This window comes from Streptomyces blattellae (assembly GCF_009709555.1).
GTDB lineage: Bacteria > Actinomycetota > Actinomycetes > Streptomycetales > Streptomycetaceae > Streptomyces > Streptomyces blattellae.
On sequence record NZ_WJBG01000106.1, the window covers coordinates 59,454 to 81,106 of the forward strand.

The 21,653-nt window shown below is 71.2% G+C and carries 19 protein-coding genes and 1 pseudogene; 9 read left to right on the forward strand and 11 right to left on the reverse strand.

What is annotated here, in order from left to right; genetic code table 11:
- Positions 1–135: 135 nt before the first annotated feature.
- Complete coding sequence (locus GFH49_RS02970) at positions 136–3,252, reverse strand: glycoside hydrolase family 2 TIM barrel-domain containing protein (RefSeq protein ID WP_155054160.1); 3,117 nt, start codon at positions 3,250–3,252, stop codon at positions 136–138.
- Between the two features lie 255 nt (positions 3,253–3,507).
- On the opposite strand from GFH49_RS02970, the gene GFH49_RS02975 reads away from it, so the two are divergent.
- The gene (locus tag GFH49_RS02975; protein ID WP_155054161.1) at positions 3,508–5,883 is read left to right on the forward strand and encodes a SpoIIE family protein phosphatase; all 2,376 of its coding nucleotides are present in this window, start codon (positions 3,508–3,510) and stop codon (positions 5,881–5,883) included.
- Between the two features lie 374 nt (positions 5,884–6,257).
- The gene (locus GFH49_RS02980) at positions 6,258–6,899 is read left to right on the forward strand and encodes a DUF4232 domain-containing protein (RefSeq protein ID WP_155054162.1); all 642 of its coding nucleotides are present in this window, start codon (positions 6,258–6,260) and stop codon (positions 6,897–6,899) included.
- 16 nt (positions 6,900–6,915) lie between these two features.
- Here GFH49_RS02980 and GFH49_RS02985 read toward each other — a convergent pair whose 3' ends face one another.
- A complete protein-coding gene (locus GFH49_RS02985; RefSeq protein ID WP_408055878.1) occupies positions 6,916–8,763 on the reverse strand; it encodes a ricin-type beta-trefoil lectin domain protein in 1,848 nt (615 codons plus the stop codon).
- 349 nt (positions 8,764–9,112) lie between these two features.
- On the opposite strand from GFH49_RS02985, the gene GFH49_RS02990 reads away from it, so the two are divergent.
- On the forward strand, positions 9,113–9,868 hold the full coding sequence (locus GFH49_RS02990; protein ID WP_155054164.1) for a phytanoyl-CoA dioxygenase family protein: 756 nt from the start codon (positions 9,113–9,115) through the stop codon (positions 9,866–9,868).
- A gap of 22 nt (positions 9,869–9,890) precedes the next feature.
- Here the strand turns inward: GFH49_RS02990 and GFH49_RS02995 are convergent, their stop codons facing one another.
- Positions 9,891–10,859, reverse strand: coding sequence for an aldo/keto reductase (locus GFH49_RS02995; RefSeq protein ID WP_155054165.1), 969 nt, complete (start codon positions 10,857–10,859; stop codon positions 9,891–9,893).
- Between the two features lie 218 nt (positions 10,860–11,077).
- On the opposite strand from GFH49_RS02995, the gene GFH49_RS03000 reads away from it, so the two are divergent.
- Both GFH49_RS03000 and GFH49_RS03005 read left to right on the forward strand, forming a co-directional pair.
- Entirely contained in the window at positions 11,078–11,827 is a 750-nt protein-coding gene (locus GFH49_RS03000; RefSeq protein WP_155054306.1) for an endo alpha-1,4 polygalactosaminidase, read from the forward strand.
- Between the two features lie 122 nt (positions 11,828–11,949).
- The gene (locus GFH49_RS03005) at positions 11,950–12,801 is read left to right on the forward strand and encodes a hypothetical protein (RefSeq protein WP_230396129.1); all 852 of its coding nucleotides are present in this window, start codon (positions 11,950–11,952) and stop codon (positions 12,799–12,801) included.
- Between the two features lies 1 nt (position 12,802).
- Here the strand turns inward: GFH49_RS03005 and GFH49_RS03010 are convergent, their stop codons facing one another.
- Positions 12,803–13,333 carry a flavoprotein gene (locus tag GFH49_RS03010; protein WP_155054166.1) on the reverse strand — a complete coding sequence of 177 codons (531 nt, stop codon included), beginning with the start codon at positions 13,331–13,333 and terminating at the stop codon, positions 12,803–12,805.
- A gap of 364 nt (positions 13,334–13,697) precedes the next feature.
- Positions 13,698–13,937 (reverse strand): ferredoxin, encoded by a 240-nt coding sequence (locus tag GFH49_RS03015; protein ID WP_268867464.1) that lies wholly within the window; start codon positions 13,935–13,937, stop codon positions 13,698–13,700.
- A 164-nt stretch (positions 13,938–14,101) separates the two neighbouring features.
- Here GFH49_RS03015 and GFH49_RS03020 point away from each other — a divergent pair, with 164 nt between their 5' ends.
- Entirely contained in the window at positions 14,102–14,551 is a 450-nt protein-coding gene (locus GFH49_RS03020; RefSeq protein WP_155054167.1) for a nitroreductase family deazaflavin-dependent oxidoreductase, read from the forward strand.
- Positions 14,552–14,611: 60 nt separating this feature from the next.
- Here GFH49_RS03020 and GFH49_RS03025 read toward each other — a convergent pair.
- A pseudogene (locus GFH49_RS03025) lies at positions 14,612–15,609 on the reverse strand (cation diffusion facilitator family transporter).
- A 118-nt stretch (positions 15,610–15,727) separates the two neighbouring features.
- Between GFH49_RS03025 and GFH49_RS03030 the strand changes: the two are divergent.
- Positions 15,728–16,744, forward strand: a complete 1,017-nt coding sequence (locus GFH49_RS03030; RefSeq protein ID WP_155054168.1) for a glutathione S-transferase family protein — start codon at positions 15,728–15,730, stop codon at positions 16,742–16,744.
- 17 nt (positions 16,745–16,761) lie between these two features.
- On the forward strand, positions 16,762–17,082 hold the full coding sequence (locus GFH49_RS03035; protein ID WP_155054169.1) for a DUF4235 domain-containing protein: 321 nt from the start codon (positions 16,762–16,764) through the stop codon (positions 17,080–17,082).
- 19 nt (positions 17,083–17,101) lie between these two features.
- Here the strand turns inward: GFH49_RS03035 and GFH49_RS03040 are convergent, their stop codons facing one another.
- A complete protein-coding gene (locus tag GFH49_RS03040) occupies positions 17,102–17,494 on the reverse strand; it encodes a VOC family protein (protein ID WP_155054170.1) in 393 nt (130 codons plus the stop codon).
- Positions 17,495–17,827: 333 nt separating this feature from the next.
- On the opposite strand from GFH49_RS03040, the gene GFH49_RS03045 reads away from it, so the two are divergent.
- Positions 17,828–18,859, forward strand: a complete 1,032-nt coding sequence (locus GFH49_RS03045; RefSeq protein ID WP_155054171.1) for a 7-epi-alpha-eudesmol synthase — start codon at positions 17,828–17,830, stop codon at positions 18,857–18,859.
- Positions 18,860–19,029: 170 nt separating this feature from the next.
- Here the strand turns inward: GFH49_RS03045 and GFH49_RS03050 are convergent, their stop codons facing one another.
- The 4 genes from GFH49_RS03050 to GFH49_RS03065 are packed head-to-tail and all read right to left on the reverse strand — an operon-like array spanning position 19,030 to position 21,650.
- Positions 19,030–20,280 (reverse strand): cytochrome P450, encoded by a 1,251-nt coding sequence (locus GFH49_RS03050; protein ID WP_155054172.1) that lies wholly within the window; start codon positions 20,278–20,280, stop codon positions 19,030–19,032.
- Entirely contained in the window at positions 20,277–20,882 is a 606-nt protein-coding gene (locus tag GFH49_RS03055; protein WP_155054173.1) for a GTP-binding protein, read from the reverse strand. Before GFH49_RS03055 ends, GFH49_RS03050 begins: the two co-directional genes overlap by 4 nt.
- Entirely contained in the window at positions 20,863–21,234 is a 372-nt protein-coding gene (locus GFH49_RS03060) for a DUF742 domain-containing protein (protein ID WP_155054174.1), read from the reverse strand. The genes GFH49_RS03055 and GFH49_RS03060 overlap by 20 nt, the downstream gene beginning before the upstream one ends.
- Positions 21,231–21,650: a roadblock/LC7 domain-containing protein gene (locus tag GFH49_RS03065; protein WP_155054175.1), complete on the reverse strand. Its 420-nt coding sequence runs from the start codon at positions 21,648–21,650 to the stop codon at positions 21,231–21,233. The genes GFH49_RS03060 and GFH49_RS03065 overlap by 4 nt, the downstream gene beginning before the upstream one ends.
- Positions 21,651–21,653 lie beyond the last annotated feature (3 nt).

Below are 21,653 nucleotides of genomic sequence, written 5' to 3' on the forward strand. Positions count from 1 at the left end.
CGCAAGCCATGCTTGTAGGAGGGTTGACGGCCCGTCAACGGTCCGGACGGGACCAAGCGCTCCGCGGCCGACTTGACCAAGGCCGCTCAGCGCCCCGGCAGGCGACGTTCGCCCCGTCCGGACCACGTGGGACGATCAGCCGGCCGGAGTCTCCAGCCTGCTGATGCGTACCGCCCCTCGGGCCACGCCCGGAGCACCACTCGTCATGGTGAGCCGCAGCCGGGAGGCCCGCACGGCGTCAAAGGTGATCACGGTCGGCTCGTCCGAGGCCGCGGCCCAGTCGACGGCCGCCCCACCGGCCGGCACATACCGGCCGCCCTCCCACACCGCGACCGCCACCGACGCGGGCAGCGAGTGCGTCGTGTCCACGGTGAACGAGACCTCCACCCGGTCCAGGGTCCGGGCCCGCCCCCAGTCGACGGAGACCCAGTCCTCCTCCCGGGCCCCGTCGAAGGCGGGCAGCAGGGCCGTGGCGGCCTTGACGAAGGCGTTGGACCAGCCGGTGGCCGGGTCACCGTCGAGCATCGCGGCGGGCAGGGTGTCGGGGTGGCCGGAGTAACTGGCGTCCGCGTAGGGGTAGTTCGGGGGCGCCGGATGCTCGGGCTGGAACGTCGCGGCGGGAGTGGTCGCGGCCGACCGGGCGGGAGCCGTGCGCACGGATGCCGTGCCCGTGCGCAGGCCATCCGCCCGTGCCGTCACCTTCAGCGTGCCCGCCTTCGTACCGGACCTGACGATCGCGAGCGCCTTGCCGTGGAAGGCGGTCCGGGTACTGGCCTGATAGCGCTCGGCGCTCTCCTGCCGGCCGTTGTCGAGCCCGGCGAGGGAGCCGCCCGCCACGTCGAAGGAGATCAGGTGCTCGGCGCCGGGCACCACCACCCCCTGCCGGTCGACCACCTCTGCGGTCACGAACACCAGCGAACGGCCGTCGGCGGCCAGGGACTTGCGGTCGGGCGTGAGGCGTACGGCATGCGGCTCCCCGGCCGTGCGCAGCACGTCGGTGGCGACGACCCGGCCGCCGCGCCGGGCGACGGCCTTCAGCTCGCCCGGCTCGTACGGCACCTTCCAGGTCAGGTGGAGCTTGCCCGCACTGCCGTTGGGGCTGGTGTAACTCCCGGGGTAGGGGCCGTCGGTGAAGGTCTTGTCGTCGCCGGTCGCCTCGGTCGTCTCCAGGTACGTCCGCCCGTCGACGGTCTTCTTGGTGTCGAACTCCCGTGTGCCCAGAGACTTTCCGTTGAGGAACAGCTCCACGGCGGCGACGTTGGAATACGCCCACACCTCGACCGTGTCGCCCTCGGCGTGGTTCCAGGTCATCGGCAGCAGATGGACCATCGGCTCGCTGATCCACTGGCTCTGGAACAGGTAGTACATGTCCTTCGGGAAGCCGGCGGTGTCGACGGCGCCGAAGAAGGAAGCCTTGACGGGGAAGACGCCGGATCCCGTCGTCTTGGAGTCGTACGGCGTCGGCTCGCCGATGTAGTCGATGCCGGACCACAGGTACTCCCCGGCGAACCACTTGCGGTCGCGGTCCTTCTTGTGGCCGTACTCGCCGCTCATGGTCCAGGAGGCGAGGTTGTTGTCGTACGACGAGGCCGCCCGCTTGCCGGGGGTGTAGTTCTCACCGGTGTTGAGGCGCTCCGGCTCCTGGTAGGCGCCGCGGGTGGAGGTCTCGGACGACGACTCGGACTCGAAGAGGAACAGGTGCGGATAGCGGGCGTGCAGGGCGTCCACCGACTTGGCGGTGTTGTAGTTGAGGCCGAGACCGTCGACCTTGGACAGGATCAGGTCGGCCGGGGAGCCCACGGCGGGCACACTGCGGTGCCGGTGGGAGCCGATCACGATCGGGCGGGTGTCGTCGGAGGCCTTGACACCGGCGATCAGCCGGTCCGCCATGGCGAGACCGCTGGTGGAGGTGAACTCGGAGATCTCGTTGCCGATCGACCACATGACGACGGCGGGCGAGTTGCGGGCGGCCAGCACCATCTCGGTGATGTCCCGGTCGGCCCACGCGTCGAAGAAGCGGCCGTAGTCGTAGCGCGACTTGGGGCTCTTCCAGCAGTCGAACGCCTCCACCAGCATCACGATGCCCAGTTCCTCGCAGACCTCGATCATCTCCGGCGACGGCGGATTGTGGGAGGTGCGGAAGGCGTTGACGCCCATCGACTTCATGATGGTCATCTGTCTGCGGATCGCGTCGATGCTGACGGCGGCGCCGAGCGCGCCCTGGTCGTGGTGGAGGTCGACGCCCTTGATCTTGTGATAGGTGCCGTTGAGGTGGAAGCCCTCGTCCGGGTCGAAGCGGAAGGTGCGGAAGCCGAAGGGGGTGCGGTAGGTGTCGACGACCTTGCCGTCGACGCGCAGTTCGGTCTCCAGCGTGTAGCGGCGGGGAGTCTCGATGTCCCACAACCGGGGGGCGGAGACGGTGAGTTCATGACCTTCCGTCGCCTGGCCGTCGACCGTGACCGTGGAGGCGGCACGGGCCACCGTGCGGCCGCGCGGGTCCTTGACCTCCGACCGGATCTCGACCGGGCTCGCGGTGCCCGTCTCGTTGACCACCGCGGTCCGCACCTGCACCGTGGCGCTCTTGCCGGTGATCTCGGGTGTGGTGACGTACGTGCCCCAGCGCGCCACATGGACCGGCTCGGTGACGACGAGGCGGGCCTCGCGGTAGATGCCGCTGCCCGAGTACCAGCGGCTGCTGGGGAGCCGGTTCTGCACCTTGACGGCGAGGACGTTCTCGGTGGTGCCGTCGGTGTGCAGGAGGTCCGTGAGATCGAAGGCGAAGCCGGTGTAGCCGTAGGGGTGGCGGCCGGCTTCCTTGCCGTTGCAGTAGACGTACGAGTCCATGTAGACGCCGTCGAACTCCACCGAGATCCGGCGGCCGGCGAAGCCGGGCGGCAGGGTGAAGGCGAGGCGGTACCAGCCGAGGCCGCCGGGGAGGAAGCCGGTCCCGCTGGTCGTGCCGTGCTCGGTGGTCGGGGTCTGCTCGATGCTCCAGTCGTGCGGGACGGCGACCTCGCGCCAGTCCGAGTCGTCGTATGCGGGTGCGGCGGCCTCGGCGTAGGCGCCGGTCGGGTCGGTGATGCCGCCCGGGTTGACCAGCGCGAAGCGCCAACCGTCGCGCAGGGCGACGGTACGGCGGCCGGACGCCCCCGCGACCGCCTCGGCGGCCCGTGCCACCGGGGTGCCCAGGAGCACCCCGGCCGCGGGTGCGGTCGTAGAGGCGATCAAAACCGATCTGCGAGTGACCGTCATGGCGGCTCTCCCTCATCAGGGCCCAGAAGTACTCACAACTGATCGTGAACAAACAGATTCTGACGGTGAGGCACACAAGGCCGTCAAGGGTCGCGTGAGGTCCTTCTGTCCCAGGGGCCACATCGGCCGGATCTCTCTCTTGACCCGGGGTGCCGGACAGCTCACCGTTCTCGTTCACGCGGGAGCGCGACGCACTAGGCTGGAACCGAAGTGACCCCTCTGTTCACTGTGCGTACGCGCGATGGAGCGACGACGATGAGCCCGGTGTATCCGTTCGACGAGGCCGACACGGCCCGGGCTGTCCTCGACCGCGAGGGCACGGTGACGGAGTGGAGCGAGGGAGCCCGGCGGCTGCTGGGCTGGAAGGCCGAGGAGGTCGTGGGGCGCCCCGCCGCCGAGCTGATCCAGGGGCAGCCGCCCGCGGTCCACCCGCCCCACTGGAACGGCAGGGTCACTTTGCGTCATCGTGCGGGCCATACGGTGACCGTGTGGCTGCTGGTCCACCACCGGCAGCCCGCGTCCGGCGGCACCGGCGACTGGCTCGCGGTCACCCCGCTGGCGGACGACCGGCCCCGGCAGGCCGACGATCCGCTGGAACATGCGGGCCTGACCCAGTCCCCCTGCGCCGTGGCGATCTACGACGAGCGGCTCCGGCTGCACCGGATCAACGACGCCATGGCCGAGGTGATCGGACTGCCCGAGGAGCGGGTGCGCGGACTGCGCCTGCCCGAGATCAGCGGCGGCCGACTGGACGGCGAGGAGATCGAGCGGCGGTTGCACCGCGTTCTCACCACCGGCCGGGGGGACGAACGGGCCTATGTGCCGGTCGGCGTGCACGGCCGGGTCACCGCCTGGCTGACCCGGATGGCGCCGATCACCGATGCCGCGGGGCGGGCGCGCGGGGTGTGCGTCGCCGTGCACGACTTCACCGAGCAGTTCGCGTCACGCGAGCGGCTCCAGCTGGTCAACGAGGCGAGCGTCCGCATCGGCACCACCCTGGACATCACCCGGACGGCACAGGAACTCGCGGACGTGTGCGTGCCCGCGCTCGCCGACTTCGTCAGTGTCGACCTCCTGGACCCGCCCGAGCCCACCGGCGACCCCGCCGCGGGGCCGGTGACCGCGCCGGTCGCGCTGCGCCGGGCGGCCCATCAGTCGGTCAACCCGGGCAGCCCCGAGGCCGTCCTCAAGCCGGGCCAGCGGGATGTGTACCCGGCCGCCTCCCCTCAGGCCGACTCCTTGCTGGCCGGCCGGGCCATCGTCGCGACGGTGCCCTCCGGCGATCTCGCCCAGTGGCTGACCTGGGACAAGGCCCGTATGGAACGGGTCAGGGAGTACGGCGTCCACTCCACGATGGCCGTGCCGATCCTGGCCCGCGGCGCGACCCTGGGCGTCGCGGTTCTCACCCGCTTCCGCCGCCCGGACCCCTTCACGCCGGACGACGTGCTGCTGGCCGAGGAGATCACGGCCCGTGCCGCGGTCTGCATCGACAACGCCCGCCGCTACTCCCGGGAGCGCGAGACGGCCCTCGCCCTGCAGCGCAGCCTGCTCCCCCAGTCGCTGCCGCGTACGGCGGCACTGGACGCCGCCTCGCGGTATCTTCCGGCGGCCCGGTCCGGGGTGGGCGGCGACTGGTTCGATGTGATCCCGCTGTCCGGGATGCGGGTCGCGATGGTCGTCGGGGACGTCGTCGGCCGCGGCATCCAGGCCGCGGCGACCATGGGCCGACTGCGCACCGCCGTGCGAACGCTCGCCGACATCGACCTGGCCCCGGACGAGCTGCTCACCCACCTCGACGACCTGGTCGTACGCCTGTCCTCGGAAGCGGGCGGCGAGAGCAGCACGGCCGCGGTCGGCGCGACCTGCCTGTACGCCGTCTACGACCCGGTGTCCCGGCGCTGCACGCTGGCCCGCGCCGGGCATCCGCCGCCCGTGATGCAGCCGCCCGGTGGCCGGCCCCGGCAGGTCGACCTGCCGGCGGGGCCGCCGCTGGGCCTGGGCGGGCTGCCGTTCGAGTCGGCCGAGATCGAGCTGCCCGAGGGCACGGTGCTCACGCTCTACACCGACGGGCTGATCGAGTCCCGCGAGCGTGGTGTCTACGCCGCCCACGCGCTGCTCTGCGATGCCCTCGCCGCCTCCTCCGCCTCCCTGGACGAGACCTGCGACCGCATCCTGCACACCCTGCTCCCCACGGGCGGCGCCTCCGACGACGTCGCCCTGCTGCTGGCCCGTACCCAGGGACTGCCCGCCTCCCGCGTCGCGACCTGGGACATTCCGGCCGACCCGGCGCTGGTCGCCCCGATCCGCAAGCAGGCCGTCGTTCAGCTCGACCGCTGGGGGCTGCCGGACGCCTCGTTCACGGCGGAGCTGGTGGTGAGCGAGCTGGTCACCAACGCCATCCGGTACGGCACCCATCCCATAAGGCTGCGGCTCATCCATGACACGGCCACGCTGATCTGCGAGGTGTCCGACACCAGCCACACGGCCCCGCATCTGCGGCGGGCCAAGACCTGGGACGAGGGCGGCCGCGGTCTGCTGCTGGTCGCCCAGCTCACCCAGCGCTGGGGCAGCCGGCACACGGCGGACGGCAAGACGATCTGGGCGGAGATCGCGCTGCTCGACGACGTGTGAGGCCAGGCGTCCACGGTGTGCCGGCCGGGCACGGCCTCCGGGTGGGGTCCGGCGTCGATCGGCCTGCGCGTGGGACGCGAGCCGGGGTTCGCCGTCGCGGACGACCTGGCGAATCGGGCAGGACCTGACGTCGGACGCGAACGGCGTGTTCGCCGGACTGAGCGAACACGCCGACGTGATCGGGCGGGTGAACGCCCTCGCACACGCCGGCTGCCGCTGCGACGGAGACCGCACCTGGACCGACTGTGCCGACGGCGTCTCGCAGCTTCAGGCGTATGTGCGGATCCGCCAGAACGGCGATCCGTCCCCGTCAGGGCGCATCCTGGACTCGGTGCGGGCGAAACGGATGAAATGCCTCGGGAGTGATGTGAACCATGGCGAACACCCACCGGTCCGTAAGCCGGGCCACCCTGCTGGCGAGTGCCGTCGCGGTGCTCGGGCTGCTGACCGGCTGCGGCAACGGCAGCGACGGCGGCAACAGCGCGAGCACTCCGCAGACGCTGCCCGGCACGGCGGCCCCGGAGACCGGCACCAGCACCCCCGCTGAGGCCACCCCCTCGTCGTCCGCCCCCGCCGAGCAGACGCGGCCCCCCACCAGCACCCGCTGCCACACCTCCGAGCTGCGCGCGTCCGTCGGCCGCGTCGATCCGGGGGCCGGACAGCGGAACTACCCGATCGTGCTGACCAACACCTCCCCCGGCACCTGCACGGTGCGCGGCTACCCGGGCGCGGCCTTCGTCGACGCCTCCGGCAAGCAGTTGGGCCCGGACCCGAAGCGCTCCGCCGGCTCTCCCGCGACGGTCACGCTGAAGCCCGGCGGCAGCGCCTGGGCCGGGCTGACGTACTCCAGCCCCGAGATCAGCGGGGCCCGTACGGCGACCCCGGACTCCCTGCTCGTGACTCCGCCCGACGAGCGGGATCCGCTCAAGGTGGCGTGGACGGCCGGTGAGGTTCCGGTGGGCGGCAACGAGTCCTCGGTGTTCCTGACGGCCTTCAGCCCCGGCACCGGCGCCTGACCCTCCGCGGCGCCGCTCAGCGACGCCCGCCGTCGTACCCGCGGTCACCGCCGTACCCATACCCATACCCGTATCCGTATCCGTACCAGCCCTGCTCGCCGTTCCAGGAGCAGTCGTACGAATAGGAGAAGCAGGAGGGAGTGGTCGGCGTCGGTGTCGGCCGTGCGGTCGACGGGGGCGCGGTGGGCGTCGGCTCGGGTGTGGCGCTGGGTGTGGGGGCGGGCGTCTTGGAAGGTGCCGGCGGGGCGGGCGCCTTCGAGGTGCCCGCGGCCGCGTCCCAGTTGACGATCTCCATCTGGAGGTCGGTGTCGGCGGTGTCGATCACCCAGCGCTGGGCGGTGCTGTCGTCGCGGTTCTTGAGAACCAGCGCACCGGCTCCGTCGCTGGTGGAGGTGAGGGCGAGGTCCTGGTTCCAGCGGGGTATCAGGCTGCCCTGGAGGGTGAAGTCGTAGCGGACGTTCTTCGTGTCCGGCCGGGACTCGCCGGTGCAGGGGGCGAGCCGGATCGAGTAGCCGAGGTGGGAGTCGAGACAGAGATCGGGGTCGGCGGCGTTGCGCAGGAGCCCGTCGGTCTCGTACGACCACTGCTGGCCGGCCGCGGCGGAGCACTTGGTGACCACGGCCTCCGCGCCGTCGACGGCCTTCTTGCCCTCGATGCCGACGCAGAGACCGGAGTCCACGTTGTGCAGTCGGCCGCTCAGGGCGCCGTCCATCTCCTCGCCCGCCCCGACCCAGGAGGGGTCGCCGCCCGATGAGCCGGTCACGGGCTTCTTGGAGGAGCGGTCGCCGTCGGCCGGGGTGGTGTCCTCCCCGGAGCCGAACGCGGACCACAGGACGAGAGGGAGGACGACCAGGCCGCCCACGATCGTGACGGCCATGGTGACGTTGCGGCGGCGCGCGGCGCGGCGGGCGGCCTTGTGGGCCGAGCGGCGGGAGGGCGGGCGCGGGGCGGGCACCGCGAGGGCCGGCTCCTCGTCCGGGAGGGGCAGTCGTGCCTGGGGCTCCGCCCCGAGGGACACCTCCGCGGCTGCTTCGGGCTCCCCCTCCCTGGACTCGCGGTAGTCCCGCGCGCCCCAGCCGAGGACGGCTTCGGCGAGTGCCGTGCCGAGCCCGTCGTTGAAGTGGTCGAGCTGGCCCGCGGTGTGGCGGCAGTGCTTGCAGCCGTTCAGGTGCGCGCACAGGTCGGGGTCGACGTCGACTCCGCCGCGCCGGTAGGTGACGTCGAGCATCCGCTGGAAGCGCCGGCACTCCTGCTCGGGGGCGAGTTCGCGGTGGACCTGGAGGCACTCCTCCCGCAACCGCTCCCGGGCACGCCGCAGTTCGACGCGCGCGTCCTGTTCGTCGAGGCCGAGCAGTGCGGCCGGTGTCCGAAGCGGTTCGCCCTCCACCTCGACGTGCCAGAGCAGGCACCGGGCCGACTGGGGCAGCCGCTGGAAGGCCCCGGAGAGCAGGCGCCGGTCCGCCGGCGGCAGCAGACGCGCCGCGATACGGCCGCCGCCGGCCTCGGATCTCAGCTCGGGGTGGAGCAGTTCGCGTCTGCGGTCGCCGTCCCACTCGGCGGCGATCCGGCGCACCGTGACGAGCAGGTGGGGCCGCCAGGCGGCCGTCGGACCGGTCTGCCGCAGGGACTCGCCGAAGAGCCGCGTGAAGGCCGCCGTGGTGAGCATGCCCGCGGCACGCGGGCCGTCGGTGCACAACCGCGCGTAGGCGAAGGCCGCTTCCCAGTGCCGGTCGAGGAGCTCGCCTACGGGGTGCAGAGCGGGCGCCGTTCCCGTCCATTTCCTCAGCTCGGTGCTGAGTTGTTCGTCCGTCACCTCGGACTGAGGCGCGAGCATGGCGGAATTCGGCAGGCCTGCGTCTTTCACGGCTGCATTTCCTCTCAAGGGCATGCGACATAAAGTCCATACCAACGGGTATGTGGGCTGCGTCTTTGGACTGCACGCCGACTAAGGCACACCTTCGCACAGCGCGACGAAGCGGAACAAGGGATCCCGCGGTTTCGCGCATTACCTTCTCTTGACAGGGACTTGACGGAAGGTCGATCAAGGGCCTTATCGGGATCCATTTCCGATTGGCGCCGTGTCGACATGGAAATAAGGAGCCTTCATTCACCCGGTCACCGGCCCGCCCCGGTACGCTCCGGGCGGCACGCCGTACCGCTCCCGGAACACCCGATCGAAATGGAACGGGCTCGCGCGGCCCGAGGCCGCAGCCGTGCCTCGCGCAGGGCCCGCCTCGGCGAGAGCGCGACCTGCCCGGCGAGCGAGCGGACTGTGCGCGGAGTTCACGGCGCTGCACGCGGCCGGGCCGGTGCCGGGGCACTTCGAGCCGCGGGTGTCCGCCGACCCGCTGCTCACCCACCCGAGGGTGATGCACCCGCATGTGATCAGCGACCTCGCGCGGCGCGTGCTGCTGGATGCCCGGCTGCGTGAGGTGCTGGAGGTACTGCTGGGCGAGGAGGCGCTGGCCGCGCAGAGCATGTTCTACTTCAAGCCGCCGGATGCCCGGGGGCAGGCGCTGCACCAGGACAACTTCTATCTGCGGGTCGAGCCGGGCACGTGCGTGGCCGCGTGGGTCGCCTGCGATGTGATCGACCGGGACAACGGCGGGCTTGAGATCGTGCCGGGCACGCACCGGATGGACATCTTCTGTCCCGAGGAGGCGGACGCGGAGCTGTCCTTCTCGCGGGAGTACGTGCCGCCGCCGGCCGGTCTGGCCGCCGTCCCCGTCGGCATGGAGCCGGGGGACGTCCTGTTCTTCAACGGCAGCGTGGTGCACGGGTCGCAGCCGAACCGCTCCGCGGACCGGTTCCGGCGCTCCTTCATCGCCCACTATGTGGGGCGGTCGGCCGAGCGGATCGGGCGTCACTACCGCACGTTGTCGATGAGCGGGGAGCGGGTGCTGCTGCCGGAGAGTGAGGGGGCGGGGCCGTGCGGTACGGAGGTCTGTGAACCGCACGGGCCCCACTAGGCCGTCTCAGCGAGGCGCGTGGTCAGTGGCCGACGATCGGGTGCGGAGTGTACGGCTGCTCCAACTCCTCGATCTCCTTGTCGCTGAGCCGGAGTTCGACTGCCGCTGCCGCGTCCTCGATGTGCTGGGGCTTGGCCGCGCCGACGATCGGGGCGGCCACGGTGTCCTGGTGGAGCAGCCAGGCGAGGGCCACCTGGGCGCGCGGGACGCCGCGGTCGTTCGCGATGCGGGTCACCGCCTCGACGACCGTGCGGTCGCCGTCGGGATAGAGGCGGCTGCCGAAGTTGTCGCCCGCGCTGCGCTCGGTGACCGTGCCCCAGTCGCGGGTGAGGCGACCGCGGGCGAGGGGGCTCCAGGGCAGTGCGCCGACGCCCTGATCGGCGCAGAGGGGCAGCATCTCGCGCTCTTCCTCGCGGTAGAGGAGGTTGTAGTGGTTCTGCATGGAGACGAACTTGGTCCAGCCGTGCCGCTCGGCCGTGTACTGCATCTTCGAGAACTGCCAGGCGTACATCGAACTCGCCCCGATGTAGCGGACCTTGCCCGCCTTCACCAGGTCGTGCAGCGCCTCCATGGTCTCCTCGACCGGTGTGTGCCGGTCGAAGCGGTGGATCTGGTAGAGGTCGACGTAGTCGGTGCCGAGGCGGCTGAGGCTGTGGTCGATCTCCGTCATGATCGCCTTGCGGGACAGGCCGCCGCCGTTGGGGCCGGGCCGCATCCGGCCGTTGACCTTCGTCGCCAGCACGATGTCGTCGCGGCCGGCGAAGTCCCGCAGCGCCTTGCCGACGATCTCCTCGCTCGTGCCGTCGGAGTAGACGTTCGCGGTGTCGAAGAAGTTGATCCCGGCGTCCAGCGCCTGCCGGATCAGCGGGCGCGACGCCTCCTCGTCGAGGGTCCACTCGTGCACGCCGCGGTCCGGCAGGCCGTAGGTCATGCAGCCCAGACAGATCCGCGAGACGTCCAGGCCCGTCGAACCGAGCTTCACGTACTGCATCGTTGCTGCTCCTGCCTTCGGGGGTGGCTGGCTACAGAGGGGAGCGTACGTCGTCCGTCCCGCCCCGCCCTTCCTTCCACCGTTCCCCTCCGGACGGCGTGATCCACGCTTGACGGCCCTGGCACGCGGGCGATTTGATCACCGATGTGCCGCAGAACGGAACAGCTGTCCGCCGCGTCGGGGCTCTCGCCACGGTCGCGGGCCTCCTCGCCCTCGCCATGACGGCCTGCGGATCCTCCGAAGAGGCGAAGTCCTCGCAGGTGCGGCTCCCTCCGCGCCATGCCGGCTTCGACTACCAGATCGGCGGTGCGTACCAGCCGCCGCCCGGCGTCCGCATCGTCGCCCGCGACCGTACGGCGTCCCCGGCGCCCGGCCTCTACAACATCTGCTACGTCAACGCCTTCCAGGCGCAGCCGGACGCCGAGCAGTCGTGGCCCGCGGACCTGCTGCTGCGCGACGCGGACGGCGAGGTGGTCGTCGACGAGGACTGGGACGAGGCGCTGCTCGACATCGGTACGGCAGCCAAGCGCAAGCGGATCGCCGCACGGGTGGGCGAGTGGATCGACGGCTGCGCCGACAAGGGCTTCGACGCCGTCGAGCCGGACAACTACGACAGTTACACCCGCTCGGACGGCCTGCTCACCGCCGGCGACGCGACGGCTTTCATCGCCCTGCTCTCCGAGCACGCCCACGCCCGGCACCTCGCCATCGGCCAGAAGAACACCGTGGAGCTGGCCGGGCAGAGGAAGCAGGCGGGGCTCGATTTCGCGGTCGCGGAGGAGTGCGGCCAGTACGACGAGTGCGGGGTGTACGCCGAGGCCTTCGACGACCGGGTGGTCGACGTCGAGTACACCGACAGCGGCCTGCGGAAGGCCCTTTCGGGCTACGGCGACCGGCTGAGCATCGTGCGCCGGGACGTGATGGTGTCGACCCCTGACAGCGAGGACTACGTCCGCCGCACGCGCTGAGCACCCGTTGCTGCCGGCAGGTGACCGCCCGGCGTGGGAGCCGCCCGGCGGTCCGCGGGGTCCCGCATTCTCGGCGCAGACGACCGGCGTCCGGCCGGTCGGAGCCGTCCGGGAGGCACAGGATGAGGCACAGGACGCGGACACGTCCGACGACGCTGAGGACACTGATCGGGGCCACGGTGCTGGTGCTCGCCGCCGTGTCGCCGGCATGGGGGCGGCCCGACCCCGGACGGGCCCCGGCCGCCGATCCCCCGGCCACGCTGTGCGCGCCCGCGGGGACCCTGCGCGGCCCGGACGGACAGCAGGCCTCTATCAGCCTGTGCGCGGGCAGCGGCACCCCGATGATGGCGGTCTCCGCGCCCGCGGCCTGCCGGCGCTCCGCCTGTCTCACCTCGGGCACCTGGACGGCCCGCCGTGACGGCGAGACGGCGGCGTCCGGGCCGCTTCCCGGTTCGCACGCCTACCCCGGCCCGGGGACCTACGACGTCGAGGCCGACGTCCGCGTACGGTCCGCGCCCTCCGGTGTGGACCTGCGCGGCACCGTCCGCGCCACGCTCACCCTGACCGCGCCGAAGCCGGAGCCGACGCACAGCGTCCGGGTCGACCGCACGACGCTGCGGTCCGGGTCGGTGGCCACGCTGACGTACACCGTCGCGCGGGACAGCGACCGGGGTGACGGCAGTGCGCGTTTCGGGCTCATCGGGGAGGAGGCGTCCGGGGTGAGGCTGACCACGTCCGACGCCCGCTGCGTCAATCCGCTGATCGGCCGCCATCCGTCGACGGACCGTCAGACGCACGCCCTCGACTGCGCGCTGACCGACCTTCAGCCGGGGCGTCCGGCCAAGGTCGTCGTGCGTGTCGCGGTGCCGGACGCCTGTTCCACCGTCGTGTCCAAGCTGGGCTACTGGATGCCGCAGGGCCAGGCCGTGTACACCGGCGGCATGCTCGTGGGGCCGACGGTCGGCTGCCGGTAGGTCAGTGCTCCACGAGGTCGAGCGCCTGTTCCCAGCGGAACTCCGGCCGCCTGCCGTGCTCGTCCGGCTCCCCCGAACAGGGCTCGCCGAAGCGGACGCCCATGCCGCGCAGCCGGATGATGCTGTCGTTGTAGGCGGGGTGGGCGGCCAGCGCGTCGGACACGCAGGGCAGGGCGGCGATCGGGACACCGAGGCCGTACGCCTCGCACAAGGTGGCCACGGCGAGGGTGTCGCCGAGGCCCGCCGCCCACTTGTTGACGGTGTTGAAGGTGGCGGGCGCGACCACGACGGCGTCGGGCGGCGGGAACGGGCGCGGGTCGCCGGGGCTCCGCCAGGCGGAGCGGATCCGGCGCCCGGTCTGCGCCTGAACCGCGGCGGTGTCGAAGAAGCCGTTCATGGCGACGGGCGTCGCGATGACACCGACCTCCCAGTCCCGTTCCTGCGCGGCGGTGATCAGCCTGCTGACGTCCGCGGCGATCCCGGCCGCGCAGACGACGACGTAGAGGAAAGGCTTCCGGTCCTGTTCGGTCACCCGCGAACCCTACTCAACAGGGAAGGACCGCCCGCGTCCGGCTTCGGTCCGGGCGCCGGAGGTCCGCCGCTCCCGCTCCTCGATCCGTACGTCGTCGATGCCGGGACGTGGTGCGGGTCGCGGGTGTTCCAGGCGTCCTCGGCGGCCTGGACCTTCTGTGCGGGCGGTCGGCTGCGCGCGGATCCACTCGTACGGCGGACCGGGCGCCGTCCACCCGGGTGACCCAGCGGGTCCGGGCGCACAAGGCGGCGTATTCGAGGACTACGCCGGGCTGGACCCCGCGCTCGCCTCGGCCCGTGTATCTGCCGGCCCGGGAGGCGGTACGGCTGCTGCCCGCGTCCCGCCGGTGACGGCGGGGCCGGGTTCAACTGACCGTGTCGGACACGGTGATGGCGCTGACCGGGCAGGCCCGGGCCGCCTCCCGCACCATGGGGTCGCCGCCGCCGTCCTCCCGGCCCGGCAGCAGGGTGCTGAATCCGTCGTCGTCCTGGGTGAAGACGCCCGGGGCGGCCAGGGCACACTGGCCCGCGCCGATGCAGACGTCCGTGTCGATGTCGATGTGCATGGGGGGAGCCTCGTACCCGGTCACGGGGGATTCCAGCATCCCCTGAACCGTGTCGCCGGGTGTGCGGGGATCTCGTCCGCGCCGGGGCGATCGCCGCCGGGGGGATGGACATGGCCGGTGAGGGCCCGAGGTGCGGATGAAACCTGGACGGGCCGGTGTTGAATCGTGCTGTACAGGAGTTTGCCGACCGAGGGACGGATGCCATGCCTCTTGAGGGCGAGTACGAGCCCAGCCCGACCCAGTGGGTGCGCGAGCAGGTGGAGCTGTACGAGAGCTCCGGCGGTACCGAGGGAACGACCCTGAGGGACACGGGAAGGCCCGTCATCGTACTGACGACCCGTGGCGCGAAGAGCGGCAAGATCCGCAAGACGCCGCTGATGCGCGTCGAGCACGAGGGACGTTACGCGGCCGTGGCCTCGCTCGGCGGCTCTCCCAAGCACCCCGTCTGGTACTTCAACGTCAAGTCCGACGCTCATGTGGAACTCCAGGACGGCCCGGACAAGCGGGACATGACGGCCCGTGAGGTGAAGGGCGCGGAGAAGGCCGAGTGGTGGGAGCGTGCGGTGGCGGCGTATCCGCCGTATGCCGACTACCAGAAGAAGACCGACCGGGAGATTCCCGTGTTCGTGCTGGAGCCGGCCGACGGCGGGTGACCGCGCGAAAAATCTTGCCCGGTGTGACGCATGAATCCGCGTCCGTCGGGCACCCGAGCGTCAGGCCCCGCCGCGTTCCCCCGTCGCGGCGGGGCTTTCTCGTGCCTCCTGGGCGGGCCGGTCGGTCACATCGAGGAAGATCTCGCCCGTCTCGGGGACGCTCCGGGCGAGGGTGCGCTTGATACGGACGGTGACCTCCCGACCCGCTCTCCCCCACTCTCGGCTTCGCTCGAGCGGGGGGACCCCCAGTCCATGCCAGGCACCAGATCGATGCGGGCGGCGACCAGGGTCGCGTCGAGCCCGACCTTCATCGTGTACAGCGCCTCCACGCTGTCGATCTCGGGCTGCTCCCGCAGCAGGGCGCGGATCCGCTCGGCGGCCTCCGGGGCGGCGGCCTCCCCGATCAGCTGGTCGTGCGCGTCGCGCCCCAGCCGGTAGGCGACGTAGACCAGGAGCGCGCCGATCGCGAGCGACGCGGACGCCTCCCACCCGACCTGCCCGGTGGCCAGGTGCAGCAGCATGCCTGCCGCGGCCAGGCTCACGCCCAGCACCGCCGTGCCGTCCTCGGCGATCACCGTGCGCAGCGCCGGGTCACGCAGCCGGCCCCGGCCGCCCTGGCGGTGCGCCTGGTACAGCGCCCGGGCCAGTGAGACTCCCTCGGCGACAAAGGTGACGCCCAGCACGATCAGCCCCGCCACATAGCCGCTGAGCTCCTCCCCGGTGCCGTTCCTGAGGGCCTCGAAGCCCTGGAAGAAGGAGAAGCAGCCGCCCATCACGAAGATCCCGACGGCCGCGAGCAGCGACCAGAAGAAGCGCTCCTTGCCGTAGCCGAAGGGGTGGCGCTCGTCGGCGGGGCGGCGGCTGCGGCGCACCGCGGCGAGCAGGAAGACCTCGTTCAGGCCGTCGGCCACGGAGTGCGCCGCCTCCGACAGCAGCGCGGGCGATCCCGCGGCCAGGCCGCCGACCGACTTGGCCACCGCGATGACCAGGTTGGCGGCGAGCGCCACCAGTACGGTGACGCGGGTTCTGCGATCGGCCTTCCGGTTGGCGGGTTTCACTGGTTTCGAGGGTTTCCCACTCACCCCTCGCCGATTTCCCTCCTCGGTCCGGCTCACACCGTCTCGTCTGCGGAAATCGGGGAAACCGGGGAGGTAGTCGGCAGTGAGGAGCCGGGTGATGAGCGACGACGACGGCAACAGCGCCTACGGCAGGAAGCCCTTCAAGCGGTCCAGGGCCCACTTCACGGACCGGATCACCGCGGACGCCCGGGACGGCTGGCCGGTGGAGCCGGACCGCTACCGGCTGGTGGCGAGCCGTGCCTGTCCGTGGGCGAGCCGGGCGGTGATCTCCCGGCGGCTGCTGGGCCTGGAGCACGCCCTGCCGCTGGCCGTCGCCGACCCGATCCAGGACGACCGCAGCTGGCGCTTCACCCTGGACCCCGGCGGCCGTGACCCGGTCCTCGGCATCCGGTTCCTCAGTGAGGCGTACGACCGGCGCGAGACCGGCTACCCGAGCGGTGTGAGCGTGCCCGCGATCGTGGACGTACCCAGCGGGAAGCTGGTCACCAACGACTACCAGCAGCTCACCCTGGACCTGGCCACTCAGTGGACGGCCCTGCACCGGGACGGGGCGCCCGATCTGTATCCGCGGGCGTCGCGCGACGAGATCGACACGGTCATGGCGGATGTCTACGAGGACGTCAACAACGGTGTGTACCGGGCCGGTTTCGCCGCGGACCAGGAGGAGTACGAGGCCGCCTGCTCAGCCCTGTTCCGGCGGCTGGAACTGCTGGCGGGGCGGCTGGAGGAGCGGCGCTATCTGGTCGGCGACACGATCACCGAGGCGGACATCCGGCTGTTCACCACCCTGGTGCGCTTCGACGCCGTCTACCACGGCCACTTCAAGTGCAATCTGTGGAAGCTGTCGGAGAATCCGGTGCTGTGGGCGTACGCCCGCGACCTCTTCCAGACGCCCGGCTTCGGTGACACCGTCGACTTCGACCACATCAAGCGGCACTACTACCAGGTGCACACCGGCATCAATCCGACCGGCATCGTGCCCCTCGGACCGGACCTGTCCGGCTGGCGGACCCCGCACCACCGGGAGAGGCTGGGCGGCCGGCCGTTCGGCGGTGGGACACCGCCCGGGCCGGTGCCCGCGGCCGAGGAGGTTCCGGCGCGAGGGCGGCCCTGACCACACAGGAGGCAGACGTGGGCAAGAAGCAGCAGAAGCTCAAACTCCCCCTCGCCTACAAACCCCTGGGGTTCGTGCTCGGCTGGGCGGGCGGAGCGCTGGCGGGACTCGCCTTCAAGACGACATGGAAGGCGATCCGGCACGAGGACGACGCTCCCGACCCGCTCGACCGGGAGCGCGGCTGGGGCGAGATCCTGCTGGCCTCCGCCGTCCAGGGCGCCATCTTCGCCGTGGTGCGCAGCGCCGTGAACCGCACGGGCGCGAAGGCCGTCGAACGCTCCACGGGCGTCTGGCCCGCCGTGGACAAGAGCAAGAAGGCCGAAGTCAGCGCCCGGTAGGGGCGCGGCACCTGCTCGCCTATCCCTGCTTCGGCGCCGTCGACGGGATGCGGCGCAGGGTGAAGGAGTGGCCGGCCGGGTCGGCGTAACCGCGTTCCTCGTACGGGCCCGAGGCGTCCTTGGTCTCCAGCGGACGGCCGCCGAGTCCGACGACCTTGCGCTCGGCCTCGTCGAGATCGGCCACGACGAAGTCCAGGTGGACCTGGAGGGAGTTCTCGGGACGCGGCCAGCTCGGCGGGGTGGCGTTCACATCGCGGCGGAACGCCAGCCGCGTCCCGCCCGCGCCCTTGATCTCCACCCGGTTGGCGGTCGCGTGCGTCTCCTGCGCCTCCAGGAGTTCCTTGTAGAACACGGCGAGCTTCTCGGGCTCGGCGCAGTCGAGCACCACGAGGCCCGCTTCCACCAGTGCCATGTCTCCTCCGTAAGGGTCGGGGACGTACGGTTCCCCGCGCGTCCCGGTTAACCCCGTTCCGCGGATTCAGTCGCCGCGGGCTGGAGGCATGCCGTACGGGTACCTCTCACTTACGTCGAGGGCGCGCGAGTATACGCAGCTCAATAGGCGCAAGCAGTAATACATATCACGGTCCGGTTACGGTATAGATCATTTACGCTCTGGGCAGCCTCGTACCGCTTCTCGGTTCAACTTCCGTACCGCGAAGCCCAGTTCGAGTGCACGGGCGGTCGCGGCGGCCGTCCGCTCGCAGGGGCGGGGGGACTCTGCGTTCCGACCCCCGAAAGGAAACCCATGCCTCAGGACGTCCGGTTCGACCTCCCCTTCGAGACTCCCGTCAGCGAGCACCTGGAGTACGCCCGGGCACGTCACCTCCGCTGGATCTGGGACATGGGTCTGGTGCGCAGCCAGGCCGGGTTCGAGGAGTACAAGTCCTGGGACCTGCCCCAGGCCGCCGCACGCACCTACCCGTACGCCTCGGCGGCCGACATGGTCGTCCTGATGAACTGGTTCTCCCTCGCCTTCCTCTTCGACGACCAGTTCGACGCGAACCAGCCGGACCGCGCCGACCGGATAACCGAGGTCGCCCGCGAGCTCATCGCCGCCCCGCTGCGGCCCGCGAGCATCCGGCCCCGGGTCGCCTGCCCGATCACCCTGGCCTGGTCGGAGGTGTGGAAACATCTCTCGGACGGCATGTCCCTGACCTGGCGGACCCGGTTCGCCGCTTCCTGGGGGCGGTTCCTCGTGGCGCACTGCGAGGAGGTCGACCTGGCGGCCCGCGGCCTGGAAACCACCCTGGACCTCGACGAGTACGCGCTGTTCCGGCGCCGTACCGTCGGCATCCACCACAGCATCGACGCGGGCGAGCGCAGCCGGGGCTTCGAGGTGCCCGCTCAGGCGATGGCGCATCCGCTGATGGAGCGGATGCGTGATCTGGCCTCGGACACCATCGGGTTCATGAACGACATCCACTCCTTCGAACGCGAGCGGCGCCGCGGTGACGGCCACAACCTGATCGCCGTGCTGCACCGGGAGCGGAACTGCTCCTGGGAGGAGGCGGCGCAGGAGGCGTACCGGATGACGACCGCCTGCCTCGACGGGTACCTCGAACTCCAGGAGCGCGTCCCCCAGATGTGCGACGAGCTGCGCCTCGACGACGATGAGCGGTCACGGGTGCGCATGGGGGTGGAGGCCATCCAGCACTGGATCAACGGCAATTACGAGTGGGCGCTCACCACTGGCCGTTACGCGGCTGCCAAGGAGGGGCCGGCGGCGGCAGCCGAGCTGGCCGGGCGGGGGTCGGTGGACGACCTGCTGGCCGTGTGACCTGATCTGGCTGCCCGGCCGGTGCTTTGGCCGGGCAGCCCCGCTGGATGCGTGGTTCGTTCGCCGCAGGCCGGTGGGGGCTGGTCGTGCCCACGCGGCGGAGCCGCATTCTGATACAGCCCCGCGCCCGTTGCGGGGCGCTGCACCGCACCGGACTTCAACAGTTCCGCTCAGACTGGGAACTCGACCGGCAGGCTGTCCAGCCTCGACTCCCAGGTGGAGGCCGTCGAGGTGAGTTCCTCCGGAGCTACGGCCAGGCGCAGGCCCGGAAGCCGGTGGAGCAGGATGTCCACGGCTGTTTCGATGATGGCCTGTCCGATGTTCTGTCCCGGGCATTCGTGCGGTCCCCCGCTGAACGCCAGGTGCGACTGGTTGCCCTGCACGGAGACACCGGCGTCCGGCCTGATCTCGGGGTCCAGGTTGCCCGCGGCCAGCCCGAGGACCAGCAGGTCGCCCTCCTTGACGGGGCAGCCGCCGAGTTCGAGGTCGGCGGTGGCGAAACGCCCCGGCAGCACGGCGAGCGGCGGGGTGTTCCACATCACCTCCTCGACGACGCCGGAGACGTTGAGCTGCCCGCTCACCAGCCCGGAGAGCCAGGAGGTGTCGGTGAGGATCAGTTGCAGCACCCGGGCCAGCAGGTTGCTGGTGGTGGTGTGCGCGGTGATCAGCACCAGCCGCAGATGCTGGATGATCTCGTCCTCGTCGAGGCCCGAGTGGTGCCCGATGAGCCCGGTGGTGAAGTCGGAGCCGGGCTCCGCCCGCTTGCGCTCCGCGAGTTCGCCGAGGATGCCCATGATGCGGTCGTTGTGCTCCAGGGCGTCCGCGCCGCCCTTGATGACCTGGGCACAGGACTCGGCGAGGGTGCGCCCCTCGCCCTGGGCGAGCCCCAGGACCCGGGTGAGTACCAGCATGGGCAGATACTCGGCGAAGTCACCGACCAGATCGGCCCGGCCCTCCCCCGCGAACGCGTCGATCTGCTTGTTCGCGAAGTGCGTGACATGGCGGCGGATGCCACGGCCGGCGGTCGCCCGCAGATTGTCGGTGACGGCACCGCGCAGCCTGCGGTGCGGCTCGCCGTCCTGCGAGACACAGTCGGGGCGCCAGCCCACCATCGGGATGAGCGGTGAGGCGTTGTCGACCCGGCCCTCGTTCCAGTCCCGCCAGATCCGTGAATCCCGGCTGAACTGAAGGGGGTTGTCCAGTACCCGCCGGTTCTCCCGGTAGCCGAGGACCAGCCAGGCCGGTACGTCGCCCTCCAGCAGGATCGGCGCGACGGCACCGTACTCCTTGCGCAGTCGCGCGTAGATGCTCTGCGGGTCGCTCGCGGACTCGGCGCCGTAGAGCCGGGTGATGCCGTCGCCGTGGGCGACGGGGCAGCCGCCCGGCGCGTCGGGACCGTTCGAGGTCTCGTCGTCGTTCATCGGGGCTCTCCTGGGCCGGCCGAGTATTCCTTCAGGTGGCGTATCAGCGCGATGAGTACGTCACGGCTGGAGGCCCGGTCGCGGGCGTCGCAGGCCACGACCGGGATGTGCGGGGCGATGTCGAGGGCGTCCCGGATCTCCTCGACCGGATGGTCCTTGGAGTCGGGGAAGATGTTCAGCGCGATGACGAAGGGGACGTCCTGCCGCTCCATCTCCTCGATCGCCCGGAAGCTGGAGGCGAGACGGCGGGTGTCCACCAGGACGACCGCGCCGAGCGCGCCCTTGAACAGGCCGTTCCACAGGAACCAGAACCGCTCCTGGCCCGGGGTGCCGAACAGGTACAGGACCAGCTCGTCGTTGATGCCGATCTTGCCGAAGTCCAGGCTGACCGTGGTCTCGGTCTTGTCGGCCACCCCGATGAGGTGGTCGACGTCGGCGCTGGCCTGGGTGAGGGTCTCCTCGGTGGTGAGCGGCCTGATGTCGCTGACCGAGCGGACCATGGTGGTCTTGCCGGTGCCGAAGCCGCCGGCGATCATCACCTTCACCGAGCGGGTGCCGTCACCGGCCGTCCGGCCGGGATGGTCAAAGCCTTTCAAGTCCACTGAGTACCTCCTCAAGGAGCGCGAGGTCGGGCCCGCGACCGGCGTCGTGCGCCGGGATGGGGTCACGGGCTTCGACGCGGCCTGCCTCAAGCAGATCCGCCAGCAGCACCGCGAGAATGTTGAAGGGCAATCCGAGGTGGGCGCCGAGTTCGGCCACCGACAGCGGATCGCGGCAGCGCCGGAGGATGTCCTCGTGCTCGTGCTGCATGCCCGGTACGGGGGCGGAGAGGGAGACGATGAGCGTCGCCACGTCGAGACTCGACGCCGGACCGCCCGGTCCGCTGCGTCCCCTGGTGACGACGTAGTAGCGCTCAAGACCGGACGGGTCCGTGGCCCGGCGAGGAGCACTCATCCAGAGTGCTCATCCAGGCGCGGAGTGGTGCCGAGGAGCTCTCCCATCCTGCGGGCCAGATCCCTCATCTGGTGTCCGAGCAGGCCCTGGTCCAGGCCCTCGCGGGCCAGGACGCCGAGATACGTCTCCACACCCGCGCGGACGACGAAGAGATGGCCGCCGTCGACCTCGATCATCGCCAGCCGCAGCTGTCCCAGCTGTCCGGCGAATCGGGCGAACTGCTCGGCGACCGGCTGGGCCAGCGCCTGCAGGCCGGCCACCACGGCGGCGAAACGGTCCACGTCGTCGGGGTCTTCGGCGCCGTAGGAGGTGATGGCCTTGCCGTCGCTGGAGGCCACGAGGGCGAAACGGATCTCCGGGATGGACTCCACCAGATCGCGGAGCGCCCAGCTCACGTCGGTTCCCTGTTGCGTCATGTG

What these genes read in the sequence shown, in the direction of transcription:
- GFH49_RS02970 (WP_155054160.1), bottom strand. Translation starts at nt 3,252, where the DNA reads ATGACGGTCACTCGCAGATCGGTTTTGATCGCCTCTACGACCGCACCC.
- GFH49_RS02975 (WP_155054161.1), top strand. Translation starts at nt 3,508, where the DNA reads ATGAGCCCGGTGTATCCGTTCGACGAGGCCGACACGGCCCGGGCTGTC.
- GFH49_RS02980 (WP_155054162.1), top strand. Translation starts at nt 6,258, where the DNA reads ATGGCGAACACCCACCGGTCCGTAAGCCGGGCCACCCTGCTGGCGAGT.
- GFH49_RS02995 (WP_155054165.1), bottom strand. Translation starts at nt 10,859, where the DNA reads ATGCAGTACGTGAAGCTCGGTTCGACGGGCCTGGACGTCTCGCGGATC.
- GFH49_RS03000 (WP_155054306.1), top strand. Translation starts at nt 11,078, where the DNA reads ATGACGGCCTGCGGATCCTCCGAAGAGGCGAAGTCCTCGCAGGTGCGG.
- GFH49_RS03005 (WP_230396129.1), top strand. Translation starts at nt 11,950, where the DNA reads ATGAGGCACAGGACGCGGACACGTCCGACGACGCTGAGGACACTGATC.
- GFH49_RS03015 (WP_268867464.1), bottom strand. Translation starts at nt 13,937, where the DNA reads ATGCTGGAATCCCCCGTGACCGGGTACGAGGCTCCCCCCATGCACATC.
- GFH49_RS03020 (WP_155054167.1), top strand. Translation starts at nt 14,102, where the DNA reads ATGCCTCTTGAGGGCGAGTACGAGCCCAGCCCGACCCAGTGGGTGCGC.
- GFH49_RS03030 (WP_155054168.1), top strand. Translation starts at nt 15,728, where the DNA reads ATGAGCGACGACGACGGCAACAGCGCCTACGGCAGGAAGCCCTTCAAG.
- GFH49_RS03040 (WP_155054170.1), bottom strand. Translation starts at nt 17,494, where the DNA reads ATGGCACTGGTGGAAGCGGGCCTCGTGGTGCTCGACTGCGCCGAGCCC.
- GFH49_RS03045 (WP_155054171.1), top strand. Translation starts at nt 17,828, where the DNA reads ATGCCTCAGGACGTCCGGTTCGACCTCCCCTTCGAGACTCCCGTCAGC.
- GFH49_RS03050 (WP_155054172.1), bottom strand. Translation starts at nt 20,280, where the DNA reads ATGAACGACGACGAGACCTCGAACGGTCCCGACGCGCCGGGCGGCTGC.
- GFH49_RS03060 (WP_155054174.1), bottom strand. Translation starts at nt 21,234, where the DNA reads ATGAGTGCTCCTCGCCGGGCCACGGACCCGTCCGGTCTTGAGCGCTAC.
- GFH49_RS03065 (WP_155054175.1), bottom strand. Translation starts at nt 21,650, where the DNA reads ATGACGCAACAGGGAACCGACGTGAGCTGGGCGCTCCGCGATCTGGTG.